General features: G+C 71.0%; 25 protein-coding genes. 8 read left to right on the top strand and 17 right to left on the bottom strand.

What is annotated here, in order from left to right; all coding sequences use genetic code 11:
* Positions 1-1,219: serine/threonine-protein kinase (locus BIV24_RS24385; RefSeq protein WP_245766923.1), on the bottom strand; the 1,219-nt coding region annotated here is incomplete at its 3' end.
* A gap of 229 nt (positions 1,220-1,448) precedes the next feature.
* Between BIV24_RS24385 and BIV24_RS24380 the strand changes: the two genes are divergently transcribed.
* The 3 genes from BIV24_RS24380 to BIV24_RS24370 all read left to right on the top strand — a co-directional run bounded on the left by BIV24_RS24380 (position 1,449) and on the right by BIV24_RS24370 (position 4,434).
* A complete protein-coding gene (locus tag BIV24_RS24380; protein WP_071368571.1) occupies positions 1,449-2,804 on the top strand; it encodes an aspartate aminotransferase family protein in 1,356 nt (451 codons plus the stop codon).
* A 133-nt stretch (positions 2,805-2,937) separates the two neighbouring features.
* A complete protein-coding gene (locus BIV24_RS24375) occupies positions 2,938-3,627 on the top strand; it encodes a GntR family transcriptional regulator (protein WP_071368578.1) in 690 nt (229 codons plus the stop codon).
* A gap of 156 nt (positions 3,628-3,783) precedes the next feature.
* Positions 3,784-4,434 (top strand): hypothetical protein, encoded by a 651-nt coding sequence (locus BIV24_RS24370; RefSeq protein WP_071368570.1) that lies wholly within the window; start codon positions 3,784-3,786, stop codon positions 4,432-4,434.
* Between the two features lie 62 nt (positions 4,435-4,496).
* Here the strand turns inward: BIV24_RS24370 and BIV24_RS24365 are convergent, their stop codons facing one another.
* From BIV24_RS24365 to BIV24_RS24350, 4 genes are all read right to left on the bottom strand, one after another.
* Positions 4,497-4,910 carry a PIN domain-containing protein gene (locus BIV24_RS24365; protein WP_071368569.1) on the bottom strand — a complete coding sequence of 138 codons (414 nt, stop codon included), beginning with the start codon at positions 4,908-4,910 and terminating at the stop codon, positions 4,497-4,499.
* On the bottom strand, positions 4,907-5,170 hold the full coding sequence (locus tag BIV24_RS24360) for a hypothetical protein (protein ID WP_245766922.1): 264 nt from the start codon (positions 5,168-5,170) through the stop codon (positions 4,907-4,909). Before BIV24_RS24360 ends, BIV24_RS24365 begins: the two co-directional genes overlap by 4 nt.
* Positions 5,171-5,284: 114 nt before the next feature.
* Complete coding sequence (locus BIV24_RS24355; protein WP_071368567.1) at positions 5,285-6,088, bottom strand: hypothetical protein; 804 nt, start codon at positions 6,086-6,088, stop codon at positions 5,285-5,287.
* 147 nt (positions 6,089-6,235) lie between these two features.
* Entirely contained in the window at positions 6,236-6,631 is a 396-nt protein-coding gene (locus BIV24_RS24350; protein ID WP_245766921.1) for a hypothetical protein, read from the bottom strand.
* 124 nt (positions 6,632-6,755) lie between these two features.
* Between BIV24_RS24350 and BIV24_RS24345 the strand changes: the two genes are divergently transcribed.
* On the top strand, positions 6,756-7,592 hold the full coding sequence (locus tag BIV24_RS24345; RefSeq protein WP_071368565.1) for a helix-turn-helix domain-containing protein: 837 nt from the start codon (positions 6,756-6,758) through the stop codon (positions 7,590-7,592).
* On the top strand, positions 7,589-7,861 hold the full coding sequence (locus BIV24_RS24340; RefSeq protein ID WP_071368564.1) for a DUF397 domain-containing protein: 273 nt from the start codon (positions 7,589-7,591) through the stop codon (positions 7,859-7,861). The genes BIV24_RS24345 and BIV24_RS24340 overlap by 4 nt, the downstream gene beginning before the upstream one ends.
* Positions 7,862-8,003: 142 nt before the next feature.
* Here the strand turns inward: BIV24_RS24340 and BIV24_RS24335 are convergent, their stop codons facing one another.
* Both BIV24_RS24335 and BIV24_RS24330 read right to left on the bottom strand, forming a co-directional pair.
* Positions 8,004-9,872: a hypothetical protein gene (locus tag BIV24_RS24335; protein WP_071368563.1), complete on the bottom strand. Its 1,869-nt coding sequence runs from the start codon at positions 9,870-9,872 to the stop codon at positions 8,004-8,006.
* A 213-nt stretch (positions 9,873-10,085) separates the two neighbouring features.
* Complete coding sequence (locus tag BIV24_RS24330) at positions 10,086-11,369, bottom strand: adenylosuccinate synthase (RefSeq protein WP_071368562.1); 1,284 nt, start codon at positions 11,367-11,369, stop codon at positions 10,086-10,088.
* Positions 11,370-11,564: 195 nt separating this feature from the next.
* Between BIV24_RS24330 and BIV24_RS24325 the strand changes: the two genes are divergently transcribed.
* Positions 11,565-12,437, top strand: coding sequence for a diacylglycerol kinase catalytic domain-containing protein (locus tag BIV24_RS24325; protein ID WP_071368561.1), 873 nt, complete (start codon positions 11,565-11,567; stop codon positions 12,435-12,437).
* Positions 12,438-12,504: 67 nt separating this feature from the next.
* Here the strand turns inward: BIV24_RS24325 and BIV24_RS24320 are convergent, their stop codons facing one another.
* Complete coding sequence (locus BIV24_RS24320) at positions 12,505-13,002, bottom strand: GbsR/MarR family transcriptional regulator (RefSeq protein ID WP_071368560.1); 498 nt, start codon at positions 13,000-13,002, stop codon at positions 12,505-12,507.
* A 105-nt stretch (positions 13,003-13,107) separates the two neighbouring features.
* Here BIV24_RS24320 and BIV24_RS24315 point away from each other — a divergent pair, with 105 nt between their 5' ends.
* Positions 13,108-14,025 (top strand): ABC transporter ATP-binding protein, encoded by a 918-nt coding sequence (locus tag BIV24_RS24315; protein ID WP_071368559.1) that lies wholly within the window; start codon positions 13,108-13,110, stop codon positions 14,023-14,025.
* Positions 14,022-15,632, top strand: a complete 1,611-nt coding sequence (locus BIV24_RS24310; protein WP_071368558.1) for an ABC transporter permease — start codon at positions 14,022-14,024, stop codon at positions 15,630-15,632. The genes BIV24_RS24315 and BIV24_RS24310 overlap by 4 nt, the downstream gene beginning before the upstream one ends.
* An 11-nt stretch (positions 15,633-15,643) precedes the next feature.
* Here BIV24_RS24310 and BIV24_RS24305 read toward each other — a convergent pair whose 3' ends face one another.
* The 9 genes from BIV24_RS24305 to BIV24_RS24265 all read right to left on the bottom strand — a co-directional run bounded on the left by BIV24_RS24305 (position 15,644) and on the right by BIV24_RS24265 (position 25,397).
* A complete protein-coding gene (locus BIV24_RS24305) occupies positions 15,644-16,240 on the bottom strand; it encodes a Uma2 family endonuclease (protein ID WP_071368577.1) in 597 nt (198 codons plus the stop codon).
* A gap of 87 nt (positions 16,241-16,327) precedes the next feature.
* The gene (locus BIV24_RS24300) at positions 16,328-17,548 is read right to left on the bottom strand and encodes a cytochrome P450 (protein ID WP_071368557.1); all 1,221 of its coding nucleotides are present in this window, start codon (positions 17,546-17,548) and stop codon (positions 16,328-16,330) included.
* A 67-nt stretch (positions 17,549-17,615) separates the two neighbouring features.
* Positions 17,616-18,284 carry a response regulator gene (locus BIV24_RS24295; protein WP_079168495.1) on the bottom strand — a complete coding sequence of 223 codons (669 nt, stop codon included), beginning with the start codon at positions 18,282-18,284 and terminating at the stop codon, positions 17,616-17,618.
* Positions 18,281-19,621, bottom strand: coding sequence for a sensor histidine kinase (locus tag BIV24_RS24290; RefSeq protein WP_245766920.1), 1,341 nt, complete (start codon positions 19,619-19,621; stop codon positions 18,281-18,283). Before BIV24_RS24290 ends, BIV24_RS24295 begins: the two co-directional genes overlap by 4 nt.
* Positions 19,622-19,733: 112 nt before the next feature.
* Positions 19,734-20,408, bottom strand: a complete 675-nt coding sequence (locus BIV24_RS24285; RefSeq protein WP_071368555.1) for a response regulator — start codon at positions 20,406-20,408, stop codon at positions 19,734-19,736.
* Entirely contained in the window at positions 20,405-21,847 is a 1,443-nt protein-coding gene (locus tag BIV24_RS24280; protein WP_079168494.1) for a sensor histidine kinase, read from the bottom strand. The genes BIV24_RS24285 and BIV24_RS24280 overlap by 4 nt, the downstream gene beginning before the upstream one ends.
* A gap of 39 nt (positions 21,848-21,886) precedes the next feature.
* Positions 21,887-23,020 carry an acyltransferase family protein gene (locus BIV24_RS24275; protein ID WP_245766924.1) on the bottom strand — a complete coding sequence of 378 codons (1,134 nt, stop codon included), beginning with the start codon at positions 23,018-23,020 and terminating at the stop codon, positions 21,887-21,889.
* 142 nt (positions 23,021-23,162) lie between these two features.
* A complete protein-coding gene (locus tag BIV24_RS24270; RefSeq protein ID WP_079168493.1) occupies positions 23,163-24,257 on the bottom strand; it encodes an alpha/beta hydrolase in 1,095 nt (364 codons plus the stop codon).
* 198 nt (positions 24,258-24,455) lie between these two features.
* On the bottom strand, positions 24,456-25,397 hold the full coding sequence (locus tag BIV24_RS24265; protein ID WP_071368553.1) for an alpha/beta hydrolase family protein: 942 nt from the start codon (positions 25,395-25,397) through the stop codon (positions 24,456-24,458).
* Between the last annotated feature and the right edge of the window lie 76 nt (positions 25,398-25,473).

Raw genomic sequence — 25,473 nt, 5'->3', positions numbered from 1 at the left:
GGCCCGGGCCGACGACCTGGGTGGGTTTCCGGTCGGGGGCGGGCTGCCCGGGCGGGGGCGGGGCGGCGCCGTCCGGGGTGTCGGACGCCGGCGCATGCTCGGGGGAGGCCTCGGGGGCCCCGGCCGGCGCGGCCGTCCCGGGCTGCTTGGCGAGGTCCACGGGGAAGGCCGGGGCACCACCGCCGGGGCCGGCCCCGTGCCCCCCGGCACCGGACACACCGCCGCCCGCGCCCGCCGCGTCCTCGACGGCCTGGGCCGGTGTCTGCGGACGGGCCGGGTTCCCCGTCGCCGCGCCCTCCTCCGGATCCTCCGTGTCCAGCAGTCGCACGGCCTGGCGTCCGAGCTGGGCGACCAGGGTGCCGGGCAGCCAGGGGTCCCGGCTGCGCCCGTCCGCGACGGTGTCCTCGGCGCCGGTCCGCTGAAGGATCTGCGCCAGTGTGGGCCGTGCGGCCGGGTCCTTGCGCAGGCAGTCCCGTACGAGGTCGGCGAGTTCCTCGGGCATCCCGTTCAGGTCGGGGTCCTCCTGAACGATGCGGAACATCAGGGCGTGCGCCCCGCTGCCCGCGGCACCGAAGGGAAGGGCGCCCGTGGCGGCGTACGCGAGGACGGAGCCCAGGCAGAAGACGTCGCACGCGGGCGTGATCCGGTCGCCGCGCACCTGCTCGGGCGCCATGAACCCGGGCGACCCGACGAGCGCGCCGGTACGGGTGAGCCCGTCGCCGCCGATGGTCTCCAGGGCGCGGGCGATACCGAAATCGATGACCCGCGGCCCGTCGATGGTCACCAGGACGTTGGAGGGTTTGAGGTCGCGGTGGATGAGCCCGGCGGCATGGATGTCCTGCAGGGCATGGGCGAGTCCGGCGGCCAGGACGCGGACGGACCGCTCCGGCAGGGCGCCGTGGCCGTGCGAGACGACGGTCTGCAGGGTGGGGCCGGCCACATACCCCGTGGCGACCCAGGGAACGACAGCCTCGGTGTCGGCGTCGAGAACGGGCGCGGTCCAGTGGCCGCCGACCTGCCGCGCGGCCCGCACCTCCTGCCGGAAACGGGCCCGGAACTCCTCCCGCTCGGCCAGCTCCCGCCGGACGAGCTTCACGGCGACGGTACGGCCCCGGTCGGAGCGGGCCAGGTACACGTTCCCCATACCGCCGGCCCCGAGCCGTGCGAGCAGCCGGTAAGCCCCGATCCGCTGCGGATCCCCCGCCCCCAGCTTTTCCATCGCCGCGTCACCTTCCCCCCTGTGTGGGCGACAGCCAGAGGATAGTGCTGTCGCAAGGGGAGTCGGCCAGGGCGGTGTCCATGGTTCCGTGACGGGCCCCTCGTTCTCGTCTCCGGGCCCGTCCTCGTCTCGGAGCCCGTCGGCACGCGACAACCTGTCGCGGAAAGCCACCGACCGCAGACAGGACGCCCATGTCCCGCCCGCGGCCCACCTCCCTACGCTCGGGCGCATGACCCATCAGACCGACTCCCAGGCCGGCGCCGCCGTCAAGGCCGCGGACCGTGCGCATGTCTTCCACTCCTGGTCAGCGCAGGAGCTCATCGACCCGCTCGCCGTCGCCGGTGCGGAAGGGTCGTACTTCTGGGACTACGACGGCAACCGCTACCTCGACTTCGCCAGTGGGCTCGTCTACACCAACATCGGCTACCAGCACCCGAAGGTCGTCGCCGCGATCCAGGAGCAGGCCGCCACCCTGGCCACGTTCGCTCCCGCCTTCGCCGTGGAGGCCCGGTCGGAGGCCGCCCGGCTGATCGCCGAGCACACCCCCGGCGACCTCGACAAGATCTTCTTCACCAACGGCGGCGCCGACGCGATCGAGCACGCCCTGCGAATGGCGCGGATCCACACCGGCCGGCCCAAGGTGCTGTCCGCGTACCGCTCGTACCACGGCGGTACCCAGCAGGCCGTGAACGTCACCGGCGACCCGCGCCGCTGGCCGTCCGACACCGGCACGGCGGGCGTGGTGCACTTCTGGGCGCCGTACCTGTACCGCTCGCGCTTCTACGCGGAGACCGAGCAGCAGGAGTGCGAGCGGGCGCTGGAGCACCTGGAGACGACCATCGCCTTCGAGGGGCCGGGCACCATCGCCGCGATCGTCCTGGAGACCATCCCCGGGACCGCCGGAATCATGGTCCCGCCGCACGGCTACCTCGCGGGGGTGCGCGAGCTGTGCGACAAGTACGGGATTGTTTTCGTCCTCGACGAGGTGATGGCCGGGTTCGGGCGTACCGGCGAGTGGTTCGCCGCGGACCTCTTCGAGGTGACCCCCGACCTGATGACCTTCGCCAAGGGCGTGAACTCCGGCTATGTGCCGCTCGGTGGTGTCGCCATCTCCGGGAAGATCGCGGAGACCTTCGGCAAGCGGCCCTACCCGGGCGGTCTGACCTACTCCGGGCACCCGCTGGCCTGCGCCGCGGCCGTCGCCACGATCAATGTGATGGCCGAGGAGGGCGTCGTCGCGAACGCCTCGGTCGTCGGCGCGCAGGTCATCGAGCCGGGCCTGCGGGAGCTGGCCGCACGGCACCCGTCGGTGGGCGACGTGCGCGGCGTCGGCATGTTCTGGGCTCTGGAACTGGTGAAGAACCGTGAGACCCGGGAACCGCTCGTGCCGTACAACGCGGCCGGTGAGGCGAACGCGCCGATGGCCGCCTTCGCCGCCGCCGCGAAGGCGAACGGCCTGTGGCCCTTCGTCAACATGAACCGCACGCACGTCGTCCCGCCCTGCACCATCACCGAGGCGGAGGCCAAGGAAGGCCTCGCCGCCCTGGACACGGCGCTGTCCGTGGCGGACGAGTACACGGCGTAGAAGGCGGGCACCCGTCCCGCCCTGAGCGGCACCCGGCCACCACGGGTGCCGTGTTCCCGGAACCCCCACCGCGTAAGGTGACGTGCTCAAAGAAGAACACGTACTCGTACGCGGATGGGGGACCCAGACCACCATGTCGGGCAATGGCGCCGTTACCCGAAGCACCCTGCGGCAGCAGATCGCGGACGCGTTGCGCGACGAGGTGCTGGCCGGCCGGTTGCAGCCGGGGCAGGCCTTCACGGTGAAGGAGATCGCCGATCAGTACGGCGTCTCCGCGACCCCCGTCCGCGAGGCCCTGGTCGACCTGTCCGCCCAGGGCCTCCTGGACGCCGTCCAGCACCGCGGCTTCGAGGTCCACGACTACTCCCTCGACGACTACCGCGGCATGATCGAGGCCCGCAATCTCGTCACCGACGGGATCTTCCACCGCCTCATCAACGGCGAGAAGAAGACCACCGGGGACGACCCCCGCCACACCGTCGCGCTCGCGGCGATACGCCGCCGCGGCGAGGAGGCCCAGCGTGCCGCCACCGCCGGCGACCTGAACATCCTCATCGGCTACGACCTGCGCTTCTGGCGCGAGCTGAGCGCCCTGTTCGGCAACCCCTACCTCGCCGACTTCCTGCACCGGCTGCGCGTGCGGTCCTGGGTCTGCGCGGTCCAGCACCTGCGCAGGGGCACCGATCTCAAGAACCACCTGTGGTCCGGACACACCGAACTCGTCGACGCGCTCGCCCGCTGCGACCCCGCCGCGGCGCACGCCGTGGTCGCCGACTACAACGTGCACTCCCTCGGCCTTCTCGAGCGGCTGGCCAAGGGGTGAACGACCGGACCCGACTGCGTGAGACCGTGGACGCGTTGGTGGGGCGGCACGGGTGGTGGGTCGACGGGGCGTGGGTATGGGACCTGCACGGCCGAGGCGTCCCGCTCGCGCCGACTACGCTGCCTGCACCACACCGATGACCCGAGGAGCTTACTGTTGGCCTGTGACCTGTGGCTGGTCCCGCTCGTCGACGTGTTGTGCCACACACCCGACAACCCGTTCGCCGACGAACTCGCCCTCTACGACAAGGCGCTGGGCGAGGCCGGGCTGCCGACGGTGCCGGTGTATCCGTACATGCCGGGACTGACCGGCGAAGTGGCGCCGGTCGCGGGCTTCGACTACGACGCGCTGCACTTCCTGCGCCGCGCCTATCTGCTCCAGGTGTCCGGCCTCGAGGTGTCCCCGGTCGACGACCTGGGCGGTGCCTACGAGCAGTTGCTGGAGATGTTCGAGTCGACGGCCCAGCAGTCGCATCTGGTGTGGCACTACGACCACGCGGGCTCGTACGTCCCGGTGGACTTTCCGCAGCCGCTGTCCAGCGACGAACTCCTGGCGTTCGGTGGCCCGTTGGGTTCCAGCCACGCGCTGCTGCGGGAGCTGGAGTTCGTGGCCCCGTCGATCGGCATCGACCCGGCGAACCCGCCTGCCGCCCCCGAACCCCCTTCCGCTCCCACGACGTTGGAGGAGCCGGCGCTCCACGCCCCTTACGACTCGGGCCCCTTCGCCCGCGAACGGCATGTGTGGCTGGGCCTGCACGCGGCGGCGACGCGGAGCCTGGCACAGGGGTCGATGATCGTCTTCAGCTGAGGCGCGGCCGACTCGCGCTGGCCGCCGTGGGGCAGCGCCGACCTCCCCACCCCGACCGGTGGTCACCGCTGACGCGGCAGCCTGATGGTCCGCACGAGCGGCATGTCCGCGTACAGACCAGGGTCGACGGTCAGGACGTGGCGGCCGTCCGGCCAGTCCGGTGTCGGGCGGGAGAGGTGGACCGCGTGGCCGAGCCGCCACTCCACTCCGTCGCGCAGCAGCGCGCCCACCGTGGAGGCAGCCGCGAGGTCCAGCTCGACGATCTCGACGGCGGGCAGCGCCCCGATGTGCTCGGCGAGCCCTTTGCGCATCCCGTCGGCGGCGGCAAGGCAGAGCGCCGGTACATACACGTGCCGGGTGGGCCCGTGTTCGGTGTTCGAGACGAACTGCGAGGCGAGCGAGTTCCCCGAGCCCAGCGCCAGCAGGGCCGACTCGTCGAAGACGACACCCGTCGACCCGGTCCTCGGCGCGCTCACAGGCTGTCCACGGGCCGGCCGGCCTCAAGGTCCTGCCAGACCCTCTCCACCCTGTCGTGGTCCTCGTCCGTGAGCGTCACACCGAAGTGCGTCTCGCAGTACGCCTTGGTCTCCTCGTACCGCTTCAGCAGTTCCTCCCTGGTGGGCGTGGCCCCGGCCAGCTCGGCGATCAGATCTCGCATGGTCATCCCGCGCTCCCGGGCGAGCACCATGAGGCGGTCACGGACAGCGGGGTCGACCTTGACGGTGGTGTCAGCCATGACAGCAGTATACCGCCGGTATACCGTCTCGGTCCGTTCGAGCAATGCGGTCATCGCATTCCCTTTCTGGTGATGGACCCGACACGCAAAGGCGGGCCGGGAGTCTGTGCGCGGTTACGCGGGTGCGGGCTGCCCTCGCAGCAGGGCCCAGGCCAGCGCGCCGCCCCGCCGCGCGGCCTCCCGGTAGGCGGTCGCGCCGGGCGTGCGCGCCTCGACCTCGACGGCCGTGACCGGCGTCGGCGCCGTCGGGCACTTGCGGCGCAGCCGGTTCTCCGCGAGGGCGCCCGGCGAGTACACGCGGGGCGGCAGCCCCTCCGTCAGGGCCGCTCGCACCTGGGCGCTGCTCGCCCCCGCGTCCCACCACTCCTCCACGAGTGGCGCGAGTCGCAGCGCCTCGTCCGTGCCGAGCGCGAGCCGGGGGTGTGTGCGGCCGAGCGATCCGAGCAGCCTGGCCGCGAGCGCGGTGCGCTCGCTCGGCGCGGCGAGCGGGGTCGACGGCGGGGAGGGAGGTTCTTGTTCCCTGGTCATTTCCCCCGAAGGGGGAACGTCCGACGCCGCGTCGGCCGACTCGCCGGAGGCCCGGTTCTGGATTTCTTCGGCTTCACCCGACGGTGGCTCGTCTTCGTACGGGGTGTCGAACACCTCGTAGACGGTGAAGAGTTGGCCCGTCTCCCGGTTCTTGTGCACCACTCGCCGCAGATACCGGGAGTCTTCCAGCTCATGCAGGGCGGCGGCGATGCGCGCCCGCCCCTCCTTGCGCTGGTCCGCGAGCGTGCGGATGGTGACGCGGGCGTCGTTCGGCAGGCTCAGCAGGTACGTCAGTACACCTACCGCGCACCAGGAGATGCTGCGGTCGCGCAGCAGGGCGTTGGAGAAAACGGAAAACTCGCGCGTGGGCGTCGTACGATGGATACGCATCTGGAGAGTTGGCTCCGGGTGTCGAGCCCCCGGGTGTTGGCGCACCGCGGGGGCAATCTCTTGTTGCCTGTTGGCGCGACTCTAAGCGCACGCAAAGTGGCGAATGCAAGCCGGAACCATCTTTTCCTGGTGGGTAGTTCACATATTTCACTCGCCGGAGTGAAGTGCGGTGCGGAGGAGCAGTGTGTGGACGAGGTCGCCGGACGGCCTCGGCCGGTAGCGCCAACTCAAAGGCCAGGTCAGGCCGCTGAGTGCGGGGACCGGGATGTACGAGATGCTGTGCGGACCGGCGGTGAGGCGGGTGACCCCGTCGGGCCAGGGGCGGTGGGACGTACTGCCGACCGGGACGAAGAAGTACACGGCACGCAGCCCGTTGGCCTCCTCAACGACCGGGCCCGGGGCTCCGCCGGTCAGGCAGGCGAGACGGTCGGCGAGGGCGCGGCCCCGGTCGCCGTCCACGCGGATCGCATCGAACAGGACGCCCGCCTTGCGGAGTTGAATGCCTCGCGACGGAATCCAATCGAGGTCACTTTGCGTATTCACGAAGTCAGTTTCGGCAGGCCGGGCTACCTTCGCCATAACTCTGTGTCGACCGACGACCACAGTCGAAAACCGGCACGGGTCACATGTGACCGGTTGATTTCGGTTGAGTTCGGGGGTGACCGCAATGGCGCGGGCGGCGAACAAGGCGGAGGCGGGCGGGACAGCGCATCTTGTTGCCGCCTTGGCGAAGGCATTGCGCGAGCAACAGCAGCTGTCCCAGGAGGCGTTGGGAAGGCAGATCGGCTACACCGGCTCGGCGGTCAGCGCGATGGAGACGTGTGCGCAGCCTGCGAGTGACCAGATGCTGGTCAAGTTGGAGGAGGCGATCGGAACGGGGTTGGGGGTATTCGAGAAGGCGCGGGAGTTCATGCGGCTGGAGAAGTATCCGCCGCAATTCAAGGACTACGCGCTGCTGGAACAGCGGGCGTTGACCCTCTCCACATACGTGACTTTCGTGATCCATGGACTGTTCCAGACAGAGGCGTACGCCCGGGCGCTGATCGGCGGCGGCTACCCACCCCTGAAAGACGAGCGGGTGGAGGAGCTCGTCGAGGCGCGGCTGGCGCGGAAGGCGCTCTTCGACCGCGCCCCGACGGCACTGATCGAGCTGATCGTCGAGGAGTCCGCGCTGCGGCGCGTCATCGGCGACCAGGAGGTCATGCGCGAGCAGCTGCTGCATCTCGCCACGTGCGCACGGCGGCGCAACGTCACCCTCCAAGTCCTTCCACTGGACTGCGGACTTGCCGGTGAACACTCCGGCTGTCGCGGCGACATGACGCTGGTGGAGACCCCCAACCACGACCACCTCGCCTACCTGGAACCCCAGGACGAGAGCCTCCTCGTGAGCGACCCCGCAAAGGTGACGACATATGCGCACCGGTATGCGAAGATCCGCTCACAGGCCCTGGGCCCACGGGAATCGCTGGGCCTCATCGAGCGGTTGGCAGGAGAATTCCAGTGACTGGCACCCTGCGATGGTTCAAATCCAGCTACAGCAGTGACAGCGGAGGCGAGTGCCTCGAAGTGGCCTACGCGTGGCGTAAGTCCTCGTACAGCGACAACGGCGGCGGAAACTGCGTCGAAGTCGCCCACGAAGCCACCCGCGGAAACGTGGGCGCCGTCCTCGTCCGCGACTCCAAGAACCCCACCGGCCCTACCCTCACCGTCTCCGCCGGGGCCTGGACCGCCTTCCTCGCGGCGCGGACCACTCCCTATGCCCAAATGACGTGACTTTCCGGGAAACTGTCACACTCTTCCGCGCCCCACCTCCCCTCCGCCGCGCACTGATCGGCACGAACAGGTCCCCCGGCACATCGCGCCGACGCAGCCCGAAACGGGCACTGGCGGCTGACCTCTCCGCCTCGACAGCCGGCTAGTCGGCAGCGAGCAATGTTCGGGCCAGGGTGCGGAGTTCTTCGTCCTGATGGCTCTGTCCCGAAAGCGGCGAGTCATTGATCAGGCGGAGCGGGGAGAAGGCGAAGGAGCGAAGGGTGGGGCGGAGCTCCTCCGGGACCTGGCCAGTGGCAGCGAGGGCTTTGAGGGCGCGGAGTCCGACCGGAGTGGGGCCGACCAGCTCGGCGAGGACGGGGACGGCGCGTTCCGAGGAGCCGGTGATCCAGTGGAGAGCCTCGGCGGCCGCCATCCGGGTCCACTCGTGCCCTGCCCCCAGGCGGGGCTCGATGAGGGGCAGCAGCGGAGCGGCGGCGCTGCCCAGCGGCTCCAGAACGCTCAGATACCAGTGATTCTGGCCCGTGCCGGAAAGCATCCCTTCGAACGTGCGAAGGGCCAGATCGGCATCGTCGGTCAGCTGGTAGTGGGCCATGGCCGCTGCGGCGCGCAGCGAGAGGTCGGTGCTGTGTGCGGCCTCGCGCAGCAGGTCGGTGATCTCCCGTGTCGCGATGCCGTTGGCTCCGAGCCGACGGGCGGCAACGATGGCCGCACGGCGGGTCCGTAGACACGCGACGAGTTCCGGCAGAGCCTGGCGGGCGGCGGCGCCGAACGGCGCGAGAGCCCCGACCAGGGCGATGCCCTCATTGCCGGTGGCGCCCGCTGCCAGCTCACGGCGGATCACGGGTATCAGCTGTTCGGCCGCCTCGGGGAAGTGCCGTGCTGCCGCTGCGAGCAGTTGGGCGCTCGGGCGACGCAGTACCAGTTCCAGACCTCGGGGGTCACGGGAGTGCACCAGGGCGAGGAGCGCCGGCTCCGCGGCCTCTCCGTCGGCATCTGCCGCGTACCGGTGCAGTGTGTCGCGGAGATCGGCGGTCGGCTCGGGCAGGTGCTCTGTCCAGTGGCCGATGGCGCGCAGGCGGGAGGCAAGGGCTTGGGCGCTCCTCTGCTGAGGCAGGCCTGCCAGCAGCAGTTCCAGCACCGCCGGCTCCCGATCTCGCCAGGTCTCGGCGATCTCCTGGGCCAGCCAGGAACCGCGCGAGCCGATGTCTCCGGCGGTGATCCAGCGGGCGGCCACAGTGAGGCCGGCGTCCGGATCCCCGGTGAGCAGGCGTCCGAGTCGCTCCTCCTGGGTAGTGGTGTCCGACCAAGGGAAGTCGTCGTCCCCTGGATCGGGTTCGGCACCGTCCTCGGCGATCACATCCACCAGATCGGCCGGGTACGGCGGACCGGATCGTGCGAGGGCAAGCACGGCCGCCGCCAGTCTGACCTCGGGCAGCGGGCTGTGGAGTGCCGCTGTCTCCCGTCCGAACCGGGCAAGGGCGATCACCGCGTCCGCCCGCACCGCCGGGACGGGATCGGTGGCGTACACCTCGTCGAGCTGCTCCACGGCGGAGGCCAACTGTTCCGCTGGAAGCAGCTCGGCCACTGCCGCGACCGCCCGTAGCGCTGCCCGGCGCACCCCTCGATCGGTGTCCTCGAGACAGAACAGCAGCTCCGGGAGCACCTGGCAGAGCTCGACGCACACCGCGGCGACCGTACTGCTCGGCCAGTGCGGCAGGTCGGTGTCCGCCGGGTCGTGGTCGGCAAGGACAGCGAGCAGCATCAACAACTCGGCGCGCTTGGCCGGGGCGTGCCGTACGGCGTGCGCGAGGAACGGGACGGCAGGCGCCGACGCCGAGTAGACCGTGCCCTGGTGGTAGATGTTTCCGTAAAGCTCGTAGATCGCCTCGTCGGCCGCCTCCCCGTCGTCCTCGTAGAGCGCTTTGATCAGCTCGGGCACATCCTCGGCGGAACCGTAGGCGTGGGTCAGGGCATGCCACTGGACGCGGTCCAGCTCGGCGGGAGATCTCATGGTCCGCGCTCCTCAGCTGATCAGGTGCGCCGACGATATCGATCACCACCGACAGTCAAGGCCGCGTCCAGACCGATGGAGGGCCGTCATCCGCACCGCACGACCCACGTACGGGCAGGACCCACGCCGAGAAGGCGGAGTCCTGCCCGCAGAGGGCGGCCGGTGCGGTGAACCGCACCGGCCGCCCCGTCAGATCTCCGGAGAGGGCACCTGTCAGATGAACGAGTTGATCTCGATCGTCTCGTCGCGGCCCGGGCCCACGCCGATCGCGGAGATCGGGGCGCCGGACATCTCCTCCAGGGCCTTGACGTACGCCTGGGCGTTCTTCGGCAGGTCGGCGAAGGTCTTGGCCTTCGTGATGTCCTCCTGCCAACCCGGAAGGTACTCGTAGACCGGCTTCGCATGGTGGAAGTCCGTCTGGGAGTACGGGAGTTCCTCGACACGCTCGCCGTCGATCTCGTAGGCGACGCAGACCGGGATCTGCTCCCAGCCGGTGAGGACGTCGAGCTTGGTGAGGAAGAAGTCGGTCAGGCCGTTCACACGGGTCGCGTACCGGGCGATCACCGCGTCGAACCAGCCGCAGCGGCGGTCACGGCCGGTGGTGACACCGCGCTCGCCGCCGATGCGGCGCAGGGCCTCGCCGTCCTCGTCGAACAGCTCGGTCGGGAACGGGCCCGAGCCGACCCGGGTCGTGTACGCCTTCAGGATGCCGATGACGCGGCTGATCTTCGTCGGGCCGACACCGGAGCCCGTGCAGGCACCGCCCGCCGTCGGGTTCGACGACGTCACGAAGGGATACGTGCCGTGGTCGATGTCCAGCAGCGTGCCCTGCCCGCCCTCGAAGAGGACCACCTTGTCGTCGTCGAGCGCCTGGTTGAGGACCAGGACGGTGTCGGCGACGTACGGCTTGATCTTCTCGGCGTAGCCCAGCAGCTCCTCGACCACCTGGTCGACGGCGATCACACGCCGGTTGTACAGCTTCGTGAGCAGCTGGTTCTTGACGTCGAGGGCCGCTTCCACCTTCTGGGTGAGGATGGACTCGTCGTAGAGGTCCTGCACACGGATACCGACGCGGTTGATCTTGTCGGCGTAGGTCGGGCCGATGCCCCGGCCGGTCGTGCCGATCTTGCGCTTTCCGAGGAAGCGTTCCGTCACCTTGTCGACGGTGACGTTGTACGGCGTGATGATGTGCGCGTTTCCGCTGATCAGGAGCTTGGACGTGTCGACGCCGCGCTCGTTCAGACCGCTCAGCTCGGAGAGCAGGACCGACGGGTCGACGACGACACCGTTGCCGATGACGGGCGTACATCCGGGCGACAGAATTCCGGAAGGGAGAAGGTGGAGCGCATACTTCTGGTCACCTACGACCACCGTGTGGCCGGCGTTGTTGCCGCCCTGGTAGCGCACTACATAGTCCACCGAGCCGCCGAGCAAGTCGGTGGCCTTTCCCTTACCTTCGTCACCCCACTGAGCACCGAGCAGCACAAGTGCGGGCACGCGCGTACACCCCTTCCGGGCGGGGCATGTCCAGGGTCAGGGGGCGTACGCGGAGGGTCCACCGCCGCGTGCACCGCGACCATCGTTGGCCGCAACCGTCTGACCGGATGCCCCGGAATAGACGAAGCCCCTGGCGCAATAGCGCAAGGGGCTCTTGCACCAAGATGTTACCCGAGGAAGCGAGGCAGGACCGAGGTGGCGACTTCCGACCAGCTCCTTGTGGTCATCGACCCGGTCGCCCGTCACGGTGACGGTGAGTCGGTACGAATCGCGAAAGACGTGCTCAGCGCGGGTGCGGCGACGAAGGTATGCCTCCCGGAAGGCCCGGAGGAGTTCGCCCGGGCGCTGGGTCGCAGGGGGTCGCGGCGGCCGGTGGTCGTGGGCGACGACCGTGCGCTGCTCCGCGCGGTGACACTGCTGCACCGGCGGCGGGAGCTGGGCACGACGGGCCTGTCGCTGGTGCCGGTCGGGGCCGCGCTGTCACTGGCGCGATCCCTGGGGGTACCGACAGGGGCGGTGGCGGCGGCGCGGGCCGTGCTGGACGGGGTGGAGCGGCGGCTGGACCTGCTGGTGGACGACAGCGACGGGGTGGTCCTCGGCGATCTGCGGATCCCGTCCCTGCCGGCCCTTCCGTCCGGGCACGGAGCTCCGTCGGCCACCCGGGATGCCACACCGGTACGGCCGTGGCTGCGCATGCGCAAGTCCCTCGTGCGGACGCTGGCGGCGCGCCCGCCCCGGATCACGACGCCGCACGGGCCGTCCCGGCTGCGGGTCGAGGTCGACGGGGTGACGCTGGTCGACCTGGACCAGCCGGTGGAGGGGGTGTCCGTGACACCGGGAGATCCCGGGCTGGCCGAGGTCGAGGTGCGGCCTGTTTCGGTGGGGGCCGAGGCGGCACCGCTGCGGGCGGCCGGGCGCAGGGTGACGGTGTCGGGGGCGGATTTCCGCTACCGGGCGGACGCGGTGGTCAAAGGGCCGGTGCGGACGCGGACCTGGGTGGTGAGTGAGGGGGCGTGGGGGCTTACGCTGCCCGCCGCCACCGGGCGGACGGTGCCGGAGGAGCGGTAGCCGCCACCTCCGTCACCGCTCGCCTGTCGGCCGTGCTTCCACGGCCCGTGGACCCCTGAATCGCGTCTCAGCCCTGGCCGAAGGTCTTGTCGCGGTGCGCCCGCCAGCGCTCCATGACCTCCATGAGCTCGCCGTCGATGAACTCGAAGAAGGCGAGCGTCTCCGCCAGGCGCCGACCCGCCGGGGTCTCGGCTCCGAGGCCGTCGACACCCTCCCGCAGCGCGCGTTCCCAGCGCTTGATCACCGCGTCGCGGTTGGTGAGCGCCTCGTACCACTGGTTGCTGTGTACCCGGTAGCGCTCGCGCCGCGAGCCGGGTTCACGCTCGCGCGAGACCATGTGCTGCTGCGCCAGATAGCGCACGGCACCGGAGACCGCGGCCGGACTGACCTGGAGCTGTTCCCCGAGTTCGGCGGAGGTCATCGCGCCGGCGTCCGACGCGAGCAGCGCCACGAAGACCCGGGCCGGCATCCGTGGCATCCCGGCCTCGACGAGCTGCGCCGCGAAGCTCTCCACGAACGCAGAAACCGCCCCCGGGTCCCGCCCCGCCGCACTCGGTTCCGCCATCTCTCGATCATCTCCCCTGCTCGGCCGCCACTCCCGAGTGTATCCCGACAATTCACACGCTTCCTTAACTTCACAAGTTTCTGAAAGACGCGTACGTTCTGAACCATGACGAAGGCCATCACCGTCTCCGGACTGCACAAGGCGTTCGGGACGACCCACGCGCTGGACGGTCTCGACCTGCACGTCGAGACCGGCGAGGTGCACGGCTTCCTCGGACCGAACGGCGCCGGGAAGTCCACCACCATCAGGGTCCTGCTGGGCCTGCTGCGCGCCGACTCCGGCGCCGCCCAGGTACTCGGCCGGGACCCGTGGGCGGACGCGGTGGAACTCCATCGCCGGGTCGCCTACGTCCCCGGGGACGTCACCCTGTGGCGCAACCTCTCCGGAGGCGAGGTCATCGACCTGTTCGGCCGGCTGCGCGGAGGCCTCGACCGGCGACGCCGGGCGGAGCTGGTCGAGCGGTTCGAACTGGACCCGACGAAGAAGGGGCGGACGTACTCCAAGGGCAACCGGCAGAAGGTCGCCCTCGTCGCGGCCTTCGCCTCGGACGTCGACCTGCTGATCCTGGACGAGCCGACGTCGGGCCTCGACCCGCTGATGGAGGAGGTCTTCCAGCGGTGCGTCGAGGAGGAGCGCGACCGCGGCCGGACGATCCTGCTGTCGAGCCACATCCTGAGCGAGGTCGAGGAACTCTGCGACCGGGTGAGCATCATCCGCAAGGGGCGTACGGTCGAGAGCGGCTCGCTCGCCGACCTGCGCCATCTGACCCGGACGAGCGTCACCGCCGAACTCGCCGGGCCACCCAACGGGCTTGCGCACCTGCCCGGCGTCCACGACCTCGACGTCCAGGGTCGCCGCGTCCGGCTGCAGGTCGACACGGACAAGCTGGACGGGGTACTCCGGTCGCTGAGCGCGTCGGGCGTACGGTCGCTGACGTCGACACCGCCCACGCTGGAGGAACTGTTCCTGCGGCACTACCAGGACGACCGGGACGACCTCCAGGAGGAGGTGGCGGCCCGATGAGCGCCGCGACGCCGGCCCTCGCGGTACGGGCCGAAGGAGCCGGTCACCTGGCCGGCACCGGCACCCTGTTGAGGTTCGCCCTGCGCCGGGACCGGGTGCTGATCCCGGTCTGGGTCGCGGTGAACGCGCTGATGGTCCTGTCGATGCCGGGCACCCTCAAGGGCCTGTACGGCACTGCGGCCGAACGCGCCGACCTGGCCGGCCAGATGGCCACCAACGCCTCGCTGCGCGCCATGGTCGGACCGATCTTCGGCGAGTCGCTCGGCGCGCTCACCGCCTGGCGCGCCGGTGTGTACGCCGGACTGCTCGCCGCGGTCATGAGCCTGCTCGTCGTCGTACGGCACACCCGGGACGAGGAGGAGAGCGGACGGCAGGAACTGATCTCGTCGGCGATGGTGGGGCGACGCGCCCCGCTGACGGCGGCGCTGCTGGCCGCGGCGGTCGCGAACGGCGTACTGGCGCTACTGATCACCGGGGGCTTGGCCAGCCAGGGCCGGACCGGGGCACTGGCGCTGGGGCTGGGTATCGCCGGGGTGGGCATGGTGTTCGCCACGATGACGGCGATCGTCGTCCAACTGACCGAGAGCGCACGGCTGGCGCGCGGGCTGACGGGCGCGCTGCTGGGCGCCGCGTTCGTGCTGCGTGCGGCGGGCGACGCGGCGGCCGACGACGGCTCGTCCGCCCTGACCTGGCTCTCCCCGCTCGGCTGGCTGGAGAACGTGCGGTCGTACGCCGGTGAGCGCTGGTGGGTGCTGCTGCTGTTCGCGGCGGCGGCACTGGTCCAGGGCACGGTGGCGTACGTCCTGGCCGGCCGCCGTGACCTCGGTATGAGCTTTCTGCCCACCCGGTCGGGCCCGGCCATCGGCCGTCTGGGCTCGGTGGGCGCCCTGGCCTGGCGGCTGCAGCGCGGCAGTGTGCTGGGCTGGAGCATCGGCTTCTTCGTCGCCGGGGCCGTCTACGGCGGGATGACGGACGGAGCGACCGACCTCGTCGGCGACAACGACAAGACCCGCGAGATCTTCCAGCGCATGGGCGGCCAGTCCGCGCTCACGGACGCGTTCCTCGCCGCGATGGTGGGGATCATGGGCCTGGTCGCGGCCCTGTACATCGTGGCGGCCGTACTGCGCCTGAACGGTGAGGAGACATCGGGACGCGCGGAGCCGGTGCTGGCGAACGCGGTGGGCCGGCTGCGCTGGGCCGCCGGTCATCTGGTGATCGCGTTCGGCGGCGCCGCGCTGATCATGCTGCTGGCGGGCCTGGGTTTCGCGGCGGGCTACGGCAGGAAGGCCGGCCCGATCCTGGGCGCCTGCCTGGTGCAGTTGCCCGCGGTGTGGGTGATCGGTGGGATCGCGGTCCTGCTCTACGGAGTGCTGCCGCGGGGTGCGGTGGCGGCGTGGGGCGTGGCGGGGGCGGCGCTGCTGATCGGCTGGGTGGGGCCCGCGCTGAACATGCCGCGGATCGTGCTGGACCTGTCGCCCTTCGGGCATCTGCCGAAGCTGCCGGGTGGGGGGATGGCGTGGGGGCCGGTGCTGACGCTGACCGGGATCGCCGTAGCGCTGGTGGCCGGCGGGCTGGTGGGGTTGCGGAGGCGGGACATGAGCAGCTGATGACCGGCTCGTCAGTCGACGTACTGCTTGAGTTCCTCGGTGTCGAGTTCGATACCGACGGGGTCGGGGAGGACGACCTTGCCACCGAGCCTGACCACACTGATGTGTCGGTATCCGTGCTCAAGGTCAGGGTCCGTGTGCACGAGGATCGAGAGGTCGTCCCGGTCGACCAGCAAGTAGACGGGGATGCCCGCCTCGGCATACGCCTTGGGCTTCTCCACGCGGTCGCGGTTGTGGGTGTCCGAGTCGTACGAGGTGATCTCGACCGCCATCAGGACACCGTCGGGGTCGGCCCAGTCGCCCTGCCCACTGAAGTAACCGATCGGTGCAAGCAAGGCGTCAGGCCGGGCACGGCCCTTGCGGTACGCCTCCACCTTCAGTCCTTGGGCCGTCGTGTTGAGGGTGAGTTCGGGCCGTGCTTGCTTGCACCGGAAGGCCAACCACATCGCGATCTCGCCATGGTTGCCGTTCGTCACCTTCTTGACCCCGATCCGTCCGCCGATGAACTCCAAACTGACTGTCTCGTCCACACGGGCGGCGAATTCGGCGATCTGCTCGAACACGTCCACTGACATCTGAGACGACGCGTGCTCTGCCATAACCGACATGCTGCCTCCCTTCGCAGGCACGCACCAGCTTGCCGAGCCGCCGGCGACCATCGGCCCGGATCCCGGCGCGCTCATCCGAACGGGTGATCAGCCGATCTCCACACTCAGCCCCTTCAGCCCCCTGATCACGAAGTTCGGCTTCCGCTCCGGCTCCGCCGCCAGGCGCAGGGTCGGGGCCTTCTCCAGCAAGGCCGTCATGGACGCCGCCAGTTCGATGCGGGCCAGGGGCGCGCCGATGCAGTAATGGATGCCCGCGCTGAAGGAGATGTGCGGATTGTCGCCGCGGGTCAGGTCCAGTTCCTCCGGGACGTGGAAGACGGCCGGGTCGTGGTTCGCCGAGCCGAACAGCATCGCGATCTCCGCGCCCCGCGGGATCACCGTGCCGTCGATCTCGATCTCGTCAAGGACCCAGCGTTCGAAGAGCTGGAGCGGGGTGTCGTAGCGCATCAGCTCCTCCACGGCGGACGGGACGAGCGAGTGGTCCGCGCGCAGCGCCGCCAACTGGTCCGGGTGGCGGAAGAGCGCCCACCAGCCGTTCACCGTCGCGTTCACCGTGGCCTCGTGCCCGGCGTTCAGCAGCAGCACGCAGGTCGAGATCATCTCCTGCTCGGTGAGGCGGTCGCCCTGGTCGTGGGCCGCGATCAGCCCCGAGATCAGGTCGTCATCCGGCTCCCTGCGGCGCGCCGCGATCAGCTCCCGGAGGTAGTCCGAGAACTCGACCGACGCCCGCACCGCCCTGCGTGCCGTCTCCTGCGGCGGGTTCAGCTCGTACATCCCGCAGATGTCCGCCGACCAGGGCCGCAGCTGTGCGCGGTCGGCCTCGGGGATGCCCAGCATCTCGGCGATCACCGCGACCGGCAGCGGCTCGGCGACATCGGTGAGCAGATCGCCGCCGCCCGCCGCCACCAGGCGGGAGACCAGGTCGCCGGCCAGCCCGTGCACATACGGCTTGAGCTGCTCCACGATCCGCGGTGTGAACGCCTTCGACACCAGGCGCCGGATGCGGGTGTGGTCCGGCGGTTCCAGGTCCAGCATGCCGTGGTCGTTCAGCGTGTGGAACGGCTCCTGCTCGGGCGGCGGCGCCGTCCGTCCGAAGTCCTCGTGCGTGAACCGGTGCCGATAGGTCCGGCCGAGGCGCCTGTCACGCAGCAGCGCCGACACGTCCGCGTGGTGCGGGACCAGCCACTGGCCGCTGGGCTCGTAGTAGTGCACACGGCCGCGCGCACGCAGTTCGGCATAGGCGGGGTACGGGTCGGCGACGAACGCCGGGTCCCACGGGTCGAAGGCGGGATCGGAGGGGGCTGCCATGTCCGGACGCTAGCCCGGTCCACCCCGCTTTGACCAGATGTGCCTCGCCGCCGATGCCTCGGCAGGGTCAGCCCGGTGTCACCAGTCTGGCCTCGTAGGCGAACACCGCGGCCTGGGTGCGGTCGCGCAGGCCCAGCTTCACCAGGATGCGGCCCACATGCGTCTTGATCGTGGACTCGGCGACCACCAGCCGCTCGGCGATCTCCGCGTTGGACAGTCCCTTCGCTATGAGGACCAGGACCTCTGTCTCCCGCTCGGTCAGATCTCCGTACGCCGCCTGCGCGTTGGGGCCCGGCCGCGCGGGCAGCTTCGAGAACTCCGCGATCAGCCGCTTGGTCACCGAGGGGGCCAGCAGGGCCTCGCCGGACGCCACCACCCGTATTCCTTCGGCGAGTTGGCGGGCTGAGGCGTCCTTGAGGAGGAAGCCGGAGGCGCCCGCCCGCAGCGCCTGGTACACGTACTCGTCGAGGTCGAACGTCGTCAGCACGAGCACCTTCGCCGACCCGTCCGCGGCGACGATCTCCCGGGTCGCCTCGATGCCGTTCATCTCGGGCATGCGGATGTCCATCAGCACGACGTCCGGGGCCAGTTCACGGACCCGCTCGACGGCCTCCCGCCCGTTGACCGCCTCCCCGACGACCTCGATGTCCGGCATCGCCCCGAGCAGGACCGAAAAGCCCTCCCGGACCATCATCTGGTCGTCGGCGATCAGTACGCGGACGGTGCCACTCGTCACGCGGGGTCCTCCGCGGGAGCCGCCGGCAGGAACACCGTCACCTCATACCCTCCGTCGTCCGTTGCGGCCGCCGTCATCTGGCCGCCCAGCATCGAGACCCGCTCCCCCATGCCGGTGATGCCGTGCCCCGCCCCGTGCGTGGACTTCTCCAGCATGACCTGTGGCGGCGGGCCGTTGACTATACGCAGGCCCAGCCCGCCGAGCACATAGCCGATCTCCACGCGGGCCGTGGCGCCGAGCGCGTGCCGCAGCGCGTTGCTGAGGGCCTCCTGGACGATGCGGTACGCCGACAGCTCCACGCCCTGCGGGAGTTCACGCACCGCGCCCGTCGTCACCTTCTCGACGGTCAGGCCCGCGTCCCGCACATTGGCCAGCAGGGCGTCCAAGTCGGCCAGGGTGGGCTGGGGGGCGTCCGGGGCCTCGTAGTCCTCCGCCCGTACGACACCCAGGACGCGGCGCAGTTCGGTCAGGGCGGCCACGGCGTTCTCCCGGATCGTGACGAAGGCCTTCTCCAGTTCCGGCGGCGGGTTCTCCACTCGGTAGGGCGCGGCCTCCGCCTGGATGGCGACCACGGACATGTGATGGGCGACCACGTCGTGCAACTCGCGGGCGATCGTGGTGCGTTCCTCCAGCAGGGTGCGGCGGGAGCGCTCGTTCGCCGTCTCCGTCTGGTGGGCGGTCACCTCCTTCGCGGCGGCGCGACGGATGTGCCAGACGGTGATGGCCAGGAGGATGAGGGCGGAGAAGATCAGCATGGGCGGGGTGTCGGTGCCGACATGGGCATGGCCGAAGAAACTCTCTTCGAAGAAGCCGTAGGCCAGGGTGATCATCCACATCCACGCCGCCGTACGCGGCCGGGTACGTATCGCGACGACGATCAGCACAGCCATATAGGAGATGACACTGCCGGGCCTCCATGGCCAGGCGTCCGATTGCGCGCCTCCGACCGCCGAGACCGCGGTCGCTGCGAGGGCCAGCCAGAAGGCCCCGACCGGGCGAGCCAGCGTCAGCAGCACCGGGACCAGGGCCAGCACGCTGTACAGCCCGGCCATCGCGCCTCTGTCGCCGTTTCCCCAGGCCACCAGCATCGCGATCAGGCCTGCCGCCGACACCACGACGTGCGGGGTCCAAGCCGCGTACTCCCGCATACGGCCGGTCAGCCGCCTGGTCACGGGGCCGTCGACGCTCATGCGGGGCAGCGGCCGATAGGCGAAGGCGTCATGGAACAGGTCCTGCCGCAGCCCGCGCAGGGCGTCCATGGCCAGCCGGTACTCCGGGGCGTGCGGCTTGGCCCCGCCTCCCGGTGGCGTCGTCTGCGTCTGGGTCGTCTCGGTCACGTTCACCAAGGTAGGCGCGGTGAGGGGCGCCGTCGTCCCCAGTGAGGAGGGTCCCCGGCGGTCCGTCTCAAGTACTACGGGGAGGAGGGGCCCGGCCGTCCGACGGCCGGATTCAGTATCCCGACGGCCGCACCAGCCCCGACTCATAGGCGAACACCGCCGCCTGGGTGCGGTCGCGCAGGCCCAGCTTCACCAGGATGCGGCCCACATGCGTCTTCACCGTCTGCTCGGCCACGACAAGCCGTTCGGCTATCTCCGCGTTCGACAGGCCCTGGGCGATGAGGGCGAGTACCTCCGTCTCCCGCTCGGTGAGATCCCCGACGCGCGCCTTGAGCGGGGCCCGTGGCGTGCTGTCGAGGCGGGAGAACTCGGCGATCAGACGCCGGGTGATCCCGGGAGCGAGAAGTGCGTCGCCCGCCGCCACCACCCGTACGGCCTCGGCGAGTTGCTCGGCGGAGGCGTCCTTCAGCAGGAAGCCGGAGGCGCCGGCGCGCAGGGCGTCGTAGACGTACTCGTCGAGGTCGAAGGTGGTGAGCACCAGGACCCTGGGATGCGGGCTCTCCTCGGTGATCCGACGGGTCGCCTCGATGCCGCTGAGCTCGGGCATGCGGATGTCCATCAGGACGACGTCCGGGGCGAGTTCGGCGACCCGGGCGATCGCGTCCCTGCCGTCGACGGCCTGGCCGACGACCTCGATGTCGGGCTGGACGTTGAGCAGCACCGTGAAGCCCTGCCGGACCATCATCTGGTCGTCGGCTATCAGTACGCGGATCGTGCCACTCGTCATCGGTTCTTCTCTCCTGTCGGGCCGGTGGGCTCGTCGTGGGGTGGGAGTTCTGCCGGGCTGGGAAGGAAGCACGCCACGGCGAAACCGCCGCTCGCCGTCTTGGACGTGACGAGGGTGCCGCCGAGCATCGTGGCGCGCTCCCGCATTCCGAGCAGGCCGTGACCCGCGCCCGGGGAGGGTGCAGCCGGGCGTGTGGGGCGTGAGTTGACGACCCGCGCCTGCAGGCCCCGTGGGAAGTAGCCGAGTTCGACGCGGACGGTGGAGCCGGGGGCGTGCCGCAGCGCGTTGCTGAGGGCCTCCTGGATGATCCGGTACGCCGACAACTCCACGCCGGACGGCAGCGGGCGCACCTCGCCGGTGATCTCCGTCAGGACCTCCAGGCCGGCCGCGCGGGTGTTCTCCACCAGGGCGTCGAGCCGGTCGAGGGTGGGCTGAGGGGAGTCGGGAGCGGCGCCGGTGCCGCTGCCGATGCCGTACGGGTCCCCGGGATTCTCCGAACGCAGGACGCCGAGGACGCGGCGCAGTTCGGTGAGGGCCTCCAGCGCGTTCTTGCGGATGCCGTCCAGGTTCTCCCTCAGTTCGTCGGGAGGGTTCTCCACCAGGTGCGGGGCGACCTGGGCCTGGATGGAGATGACCGACATGTGGTGCGCGACGACGTCGTGCAGTTCGCGGGCGATGCGGCTGCGCTCCTCCAGGAGGGTGCGGCGGGCGCGCTCCTCGGCGGTGACGGTGCTCAGTTCGACGAGTTGTGTGCGGGCCTCGCGCCGGCCGCGCAGTGCGCTGCCGACGAGGAGAACGATGGTGAAGATGACCAGCGCCGCCGGCGCGGTCCGTTCGTACCTCACTGGGGCGGGGGCGCTCAGGACGGTCACCAGGGCGGTCAGCGCGAGGACCTCGGCACAGACACGGGTGCGAGCCCGCAGGGCGAGCAGAAACAGCACGAGGGCGCACGTGATGATGCCCGGCGCGGTCCAGGGCCATGGCGGCATGGGGGTCGGATGCGGTGGTCGGGGGGCCGGAAACTGACCTGGCAGGACGAGCGGGGTCCTCGGAGCGGTCTGGGTGGTCACGAACATCGCCGCCAGCGACAGCCACCAGGCGGGCAGCGGACGCCACAGGGCGAGCACGACGGCCCCGCCCTGCGCGAGACCGAACGCCATACCGAATCCGCCGGTCAGGCCATAGTCGTCGTCCAGTTCCCCCGGCACCGCGCCCATCAATATGAGCGCGATCATGCAGTACAGGACGTGCGGCGCCCAGCGGAACCGGCGCGGGCGCGACAGCGGCGGAAGCGGGGCGGCGACGAACGTCCACAGGTCGTCCCGCAGGACGCGCAGCAGGCCCAGGCCGCGCAGGGCCCACCCTTTGTTCGAGCCGCCCTCGGGCCGGGGCGCACCGCCCCCCGGTTCCGCCGGTTCTGTGTGCCGCGCCTCGTCCACCCCCACCCGGCCAACCCTAGGCACTGTCGATCACCCTGACTATGGGCGGCCGGACCTGTGGACGGCCACCACCCGGGAACCGCGGCGGCCCCTGGCCCGGCGCGGCCCCTGTTCATGGATGCGGAAGGCGGACCAGCAGACGGCGAGGGCCAGGGCGAACACCGGCAGCCAGGCCAGACGGGCGGCCACCCAGCCCAGGCCGTCCGGGGTGGTGTGCAGGCCTGGAAGCCGGCCCGCGAGCAGACCTGTTGCGGTGGTCGCCATCAGGGCCGTCTGATGCCAGAGGAAGATCGTCATCGCGGAGAGGTTCACCAGTGCCACCGCCGCCCAGGCCAGAGGGCGGCGCATCGCGCGGCGCAGCGGTTCCCGCAGCAGCAGTGCCAGTCCGCACTGGGCCAGGCCGAAGGTGACCGCGGCCAGGGTCGGCGGGTTGAGGTTGGAGACCGCGGCGCCCGGGACTCCGACCATCGACGCCGGGTAACCGGCCCACACCACCAGCGCCGCGGTGGCCGCCGCGCCGCCCGCCAGCAGCACCCAGCCCGCGCGGCGGCCGTTCAGCTCGCCGCGCGCCCAGCTCGCGCCCAGCGTGTACGGCACGAGCCAGCCCGCGGCCAGGTTCACCCAGCCGAGCCAGGACGGGCCGCCGAGCCCGAAGCGGACGATGTCCACATGGAGAACGACGGCCAGCGGCCACAGGGGGTTGAGGCGGGTCAGCAGCGGTGTCGCGGCTGTCAGCGCGGCGAAGACCAGGAGGAACCACATCGGTGACAGGGCGAGCTTCACCAGGGTGTGGACGGTGTCGGCGTCCGCGCCGGACACGAGCAGGCAGCCCGTCGCGACCGTCCACAGCGTCAGGACCGCCGCGACGGGCCGGAACAGACGGGTCAGACGGGTGCGCAGCCACTGCCCGTATGTGACGCCCCGCGCGCGTGCCGCTGCGTATCCCTTCGTCGCCACATGTCCGCCGACCAGGAAGAACACGGCGAGCGTCTGGAACGCCCAGGAGATCGGGGCCAGCCAGGGCATGAAGTGCAGCGGGCTCGCGGTGTGCAGGGCGCCGCCGTCCGGGACCAGGGCGGTCACCAGCCAGTGGCCCAGGACGACGCCGAGGATCGCGAAGGCCCGCAGGGCGTCGATCGCGCGGTCCCGCTCCACGGGGGTGGCGGCGTCCATGCGACGGGCCGCGGTGCGCAGGGAGCCGAGCCCGGTGCGGCCGGATGCGGCCGGTACCCGTGGCGGCCTGATGCGGTCGACGGCTGTGGGGGCGTGCACATATGCGCTCATCCCGCTGAGGGCCGGGTGGCGCCGGATCCGGTCACGCATGGGTCACCTCCGGGCTCTCGCCGAGAACGATCCGAGTCAGGTTGGCCAGGCTGGTCGAGCCCGGCTTGAAGTAGTCGCTGTGGCCGCCGTCGCCCGCGGCGAAGACATGGGCGCCGTACTCCGGGGACACCGGGTCCGTGCCGAAGCCGACGGTCGTGCCGAACAGGCCCACCCGGGTGTGGGGCACATCGGCGATCCAGTCGTCTGCACCGCGGGCCGCCCAGACGCGGGCACGGGTGTGCAGGGCGGCGGCGGAGTCCACGCCGGTACCGGGACTGCCGACCAGGACGATGTCCTGGACCTCCGCGGCGGCGGCCGTGCGGGCGCAGACGACCGTGCCGTAGGAGTGGCACAGAAGGGAGACACGGGGCAACGGGCCGACCATGCGGCGTAGTTCACGCAGGAACCGCTCCAGTCGCGGGGCGCCCTGCTCGGCCCGGCTCGTCGTGAGCACGGCGGTGCTGAGCATGCGGGGCGTGTCGTAGCCGAGCCAGGCGATGACGGCGGTGCGCGGGCCCGTCCGCTGGTGCAGGGCGAGCGCGCCCGCGTGCAAGCGCCCGAACGTCTCCAGCGTCGTGTCGGTCCCCGGGACCAGGACCGCTATGTGCTCGGCCGCGGCCAGGTCGCCGAAAACCTCGATCGCCTGGCCCGTGCCCCGGCCGTCGAAGGCCAGGAGGTTCCGGGACGGGGAGGCCATGGCGTGGTCCGCCGTGGCGCGGCCGTGATCGCCGTGGGCCGCGGCCATCCGCGATGCCTCGGCGGCGTTGGCGCGGTTCGCCGCGTACGTCCCGGGGAGTGTGGCCGCCGACAGCGGGGCGAGCGTCGCCGGGGGCGGGGCCGGGATCGGGGGGCGCGTAGCGGCGGAGAGGGGAGCGACGACGACGCTCACGACCAGCGCGGCGAGCAGAGCGCGCCGGAGGCGGCCAAGGCGCCGGCGGCGACCGCGCCCGGCGCCGCCCACGGGACCGGCTGTCTCTTCCCGGTGAGCGGGCCCCGGCTCCCCGCAGGCCCCCTGATCTCCGTGGCCGTTCGTCGCCGCCCCGTTCCCGGCCGCGGCCACGGCCGGTCCGCTCCCCCGGAACCCCATGTCGTCCTTCCCTTCCGTCGGCTCATCGGCCCTTCACGGAAAGGAAGTTACGGAGCGTGATGCGTCGTCGGCATCACGCCGGGGAACTCACCTCAGGGGTAGCTCTCAGGTATTACGGGTATGACCGGGGCCCTCCGACCGGCCCGACGGCAGCCCGCATTCGCCCTGGTCGAAGGTGATGTGACGCTTCGGCGGCTGCTACCACGCCAACTGCGCGATCTCCTCCGCCACCACCGCGCATGCGTCCGCCGCCGGGTCGATCAGCGGGAAGTGGCCGACATCCTCCAGCAGGGTGAGCCCGACGACCTCGCCCGCCTTCGCCGCCGCGTCCGCGTACGACTCGGCGACCGCCTGCGGGACCACGATGTCCGTACGCCCCTGGACGAGCGTCGTGGCGATACCGGTGGGAAGCAGCAGAGCCGGGTCCGCATACGGCCGGCGCTCGGCGAACAGGGCCTGCCCGCCAAGGAGTTGGCCCGCGGCGCCCGCACACACCGCCAGCTTCTCGGCGATGTGGAAATCCGCGATCGGAGCGAGCGCCACGACGCCGCGCAGCGGGGCCGGGCGGTCCGTGCGCCACGGGGCGCCCTGCGGAAGGACGTGGCGGGCCGCGGCCCACAGCGCGAGGTGGCCGCCCGCCGAGTGACCGGTGATCACCATGCGGCGCGGATCGGCCTGCGGCAGCGCGTCGCGCACAAGCGCCGGAAGCGCGTCGAACGCGGCCGCGACGTCGTCGAACGTGTCCGGCCAGCGGCCCGCGACCGGCGTCGCGCCCTCAGCCTGGTCCACGGCGCCCCGGCGGTACTCGACGTTGGCCACGGCGAAGCCGCGGCGGGCCAGGAAGTCCGCGAAGGGAGTCATGTGGCGGCGGTCGTACGGCGCCCGCCAGGCACCGCCGTGCAGGACGACGACGAGAGGGGCGAGGCCTCCCGGCCCCGCCATCGCTCCGGTCTGCTGCGTCTCCCGCGGGACATAGAAGTCGATCACCTGGTCCGGGTGATCGCCGTACGAGGCGGTGCTGTCGGGGTCCACCGGCGGGTGCGAGAAGGCGGACGCCTCTTCCGCGGCGTCACGCGCGGCGGCGTCGGCGGACGCGTCGTCCGGTTCTGCGGAATCGCGGCGCGCGGCGGCCTCCGACATGCTCCAACCTCTCAGCGGCAAAACGGAATTCGGTACGTGGTGGCCGAAAGACGATCGGCCGTTGGCGGGGACGGTA

The organism is Streptomyces colonosanans (genome assembly GCF_001866645.1).
GTDB lineage: Bacteria > Actinomycetota > Actinomycetes > Streptomycetales > Streptomycetaceae > Streptomyces > Streptomyces colonosanans.
Note: the sequence above shows the minus strand (reverse complement) of the source record. Positions and strands in the feature narration are given on the sequence as shown.

Excerpts from the sequence above, each read along its gene's own strand:
- BIV24_RS24320 (WP_071368560.1), bottom strand. The coding sequence starts at position 13,002 with ATGGCGGAACCGAGTGCGGCGGGGCGGGACCCGGGGGCGGTTTCTGCG.
- BIV24_RS24310 (WP_071368558.1), top strand. The coding sequence starts at position 14,022 with ATGAGCGCCGCGACGCCGGCCCTCGCGGTACGGGCCGAAGGAGCCGGT.
- BIV24_RS24265 (WP_071368553.1), bottom strand. The coding sequence starts at position 25,397 with ATGTCGGAGGCCGCCGCGCGCCGCGATTCCGCAGAACCGGACGACGCG.
- BIV24_RS24305 (WP_071368577.1), bottom strand. The coding sequence starts at position 16,240 with ATGTCGGTTATGGCAGAGCACGCGTCGTCTCAGATGTCAGTGGACGTG.
- BIV24_RS24345 (WP_071368565.1), top strand. The coding sequence starts at position 6,756 with ATGGCGCGGGCGGCGAACAAGGCGGAGGCGGGCGGGACAGCGCATCTT.
- BIV24_RS24355 (WP_071368567.1), bottom strand. The coding sequence starts at position 6,088 with ATGCGTATCCATCGTACGACGCCCACGCGCGAGTTTTCCGTTTTCTCC.
- BIV24_RS24380 (WP_071368571.1), top strand. The coding sequence starts at position 1,449 with ATGACCCATCAGACCGACTCCCAGGCCGGCGCCGCCGTCAAGGCCGCG.
- BIV24_RS24315 (WP_071368559.1), top strand. The coding sequence starts at position 13,108 with ATGACGAAGGCCATCACCGTCTCCGGACTGCACAAGGCGTTCGGGACG.
- BIV24_RS24275 (WP_245766924.1), bottom strand. The coding sequence starts at position 23,020 with ATGGACGCCGCCACCCCCGTGGAGCGGGACCGCGCGATCGACGCCCTG.
- BIV24_RS24285 (WP_071368555.1), bottom strand. The coding sequence starts at position 20,408 with ATGACGAGTGGCACGATCCGCGTACTGATAGCCGACGACCAGATGATG.
- BIV24_RS24360 (WP_245766922.1), bottom strand. The coding sequence starts at position 5,170 with ATGGCTGACACCACCGTCAAGGTCGACCCCGCTGTCCGTGACCGCCTC.
- BIV24_RS24300 (WP_071368557.1), bottom strand. The coding sequence starts at position 17,548 with ATGGCAGCCCCCTCCGATCCCGCCTTCGACCCGTGGGACCCGGCGTTC.
- BIV24_RS24270 (WP_079168493.1), bottom strand. The coding sequence starts at position 24,257 with ATGGGGTTCCGGGGGAGCGGACCGGCCGTGGCCGCGGCCGGGAACGGG.
- BIV24_RS24375 (WP_071368578.1), top strand. The coding sequence starts at position 2,938 with ATGTCGGGCAATGGCGCCGTTACCCGAAGCACCCTGCGGCAGCAGATC.
- BIV24_RS24335 (WP_071368563.1), bottom strand. The coding sequence starts at position 9,872 with ATGAGATCTCCCGCCGAGCTGGACCGCGTCCAGTGGCATGCCCTGACC.